The following is a 1,760-nucleotide window of genomic DNA, read 5'->3' as shown; positions in this document are numbered from 1 at the left end:
TGTCCCCGAGCCCGATCACGCCGACCTTCACGTGGCTGCTCCTTCGTGATCGCGGATGCGTGGACCGGCAGCATACGCGGGGGCGCGGAGCGCGCTCGGGCCGCCCGGTCAGCCGTAGCGGCGGGCCAGTTCGGCGACGGCGGCCGCGACGGCGGCGCGCAGCTCGGGCGGGTCGAGGACCTCCGCCTCGGTGCCGAGCCTCAGCAGGTCGGTCACGGCGACGGGGGTGGACTCCACGGGCAGGGTCAGCTCGGCCCAGCCGTCGGCGTCGGGCGGGCCGGCCCCGCGGACCGCGCGGGCGCCCACCGCGCCGAACTGCATGGGCAGCAGCGTGCGGCCCCTGGCCGAGACGCGGAGCCTGGCCTCGCCGCGGTAGCGGGAGGATTCGAGGCCGCGGGCGGCGCGCGTCCAGTGGTCGGCCAGGTCGAAGCCCTCCGGGCGCTCGGGCGCCGGGCCGAGCACCTCCGCCTCCAGCAGGCGGGAGACGCGGTAGGTGCGGATGTGCTCCCCGGCGTCCGCCACCAGGTACCAGATGCCGCCCTTGAGAACGAGGCCCAGCGGGTGCAGCTCGCGCCGGATCTCGCCGGCCCAGCGGCGGTAGTGCACCCGCAGCCACCGGCCCTCCCAGACGGCCTGCGCGACGGGGGCGAGGAACGGGACCGGGTCGGCGTCGCGGAACCAGCCCGGGGCGTCCAGGTGGAACCGCTCGGCCACCTGCCGGGCCCGCTCGCCCAGGGCCGCGGGAAGGGCCGCCCTCAGCTTGAGCTGGGCGGTGGCCAGCTCGGCGCCGAGGCCGAGCTCGGCGGCGGCCCCCGGCATGCCCGCGAGCGCGAGCGAGTCCGCCTCCTCGCCGGTCAGGCCGGTGAGGCGGGTGCGGTAGCCGTCCAGGAGCCGGTAGCCGCCGGCCGGGCCCCGGTCGGCGTAGACGGGGACGCCCGAGGCGGCCAGCGCCTCGATGTCCCGGTAGACGGTGCGGACCGACACCTCCAGCTCGGCGGCGAGCTCGGGCGCGGTCAGCCGGCCGCGGCTCTGGAGCAGCAGCAGCGTGGTCAGGAGACGGTCGGCGCGCACCGCTCCATTGTGCCCCCGGTACCTGACAGAAGATGTCAGGTACCGGGGAGAGGGTGGTCCCGTCCGGCGCGGGAGAGGCCCGTGCCAGGACCCTCACCAGGATCGAGAGGGATCGACATGACGACCACCCGGACCACCGGCACCTTCACCTTCGCCGACTGGAAGGAGTCGGCGGTCGCCGGGGACGACGGCGGGCCGAAGATCGCCCACGCCGTCGTCACCAACGCGTTCACCGGCGCCATCGAGGCGAAGGACACCCGCTGCGTGTACGCCATCTGCTACGCGCCGGACGGCTCGGGGACCGGTTCCTTCTCCGGCTACCAGCGGTGCGAGGGCACGGTGGGCGGACGCGCCGGAGCGTTCGTCCTGCACGAGTGGGGAACGTTCGACGAGAAGTCGACCGTGCACTGCTCGTTCGAGGTGCTGCCCGGCTCGGCGACCGGGGAGCTGGCCGGGCTCGCCGGCACCGGCGGCTACACCGCGGTGCCCGGCGAGGCGGCCGTCGCCTACACCTTCGACCACACCCTGGGGTGACGGCGCGGGGGCGGCCTCACCGCCCCGGGCCGGGGAGGCGCCAGTCCACGGCCGTGTGGCCCTGCGCGGCGACGGCCTCGTCGATCCGGCTGAAGGGGCGCGAGCCGAGGAACTTCCCTGCCGAGAGCGGGGACGGGTGGGCGCCCTCCACCACG

At 76.0% G+C, this 1,760-nt stretch carries 2 protein-coding genes and 1 pseudogene; 1 reads left to right on the top strand and 2 read right to left on the bottom strand.

Features of this window, described 5'->3' with window-relative positions; all coding sequences use genetic code 11:
- Positions 1-108: 108 nt before the first annotated feature.
- On the bottom strand, positions 109-1,071 hold the full coding sequence (locus tag ADY01_RS35375) for a helix-turn-helix transcriptional regulator (protein WP_049580963.1): 963 nt from the start codon (positions 1,069-1,071) through the stop codon (positions 109-111).
- Between the two features lie 117 nt (positions 1,072-1,188).
- On the opposite strand from ADY01_RS35375, the gene ADY01_RS35370 reads away from it, so the two are divergent.
- Positions 1,189-1,605 (top strand): DUF3224 domain-containing protein, encoded by a 417-nt coding sequence (locus ADY01_RS35370; protein WP_049580962.1) that lies wholly within the window; start codon positions 1,189-1,191, stop codon positions 1,603-1,605.
- A 16-nt stretch (positions 1,606-1,621) separates the two neighbouring features.
- Here ADY01_RS35370 and ADY01_RS35365 read toward each other — a convergent pair.
- Positions 1,622-1,760, bottom strand: a pseudogene (locus ADY01_RS35365) (uracil-DNA glycosylase); the annotation flags it as partial.

The sequence above is a fragment of the Streptomyces sp. SBT349 genome (assembly GCF_001083795.1).
Classification (GTDB): Bacteria; Actinomycetota; Actinomycetes; order Streptomycetales; family Streptomycetaceae; genus Streptomyces.
The sequence above is the reverse complement of the archived record's forward strand: the minus strand, read 5'-3'. Positions and strand labels throughout refer to the sequence as shown.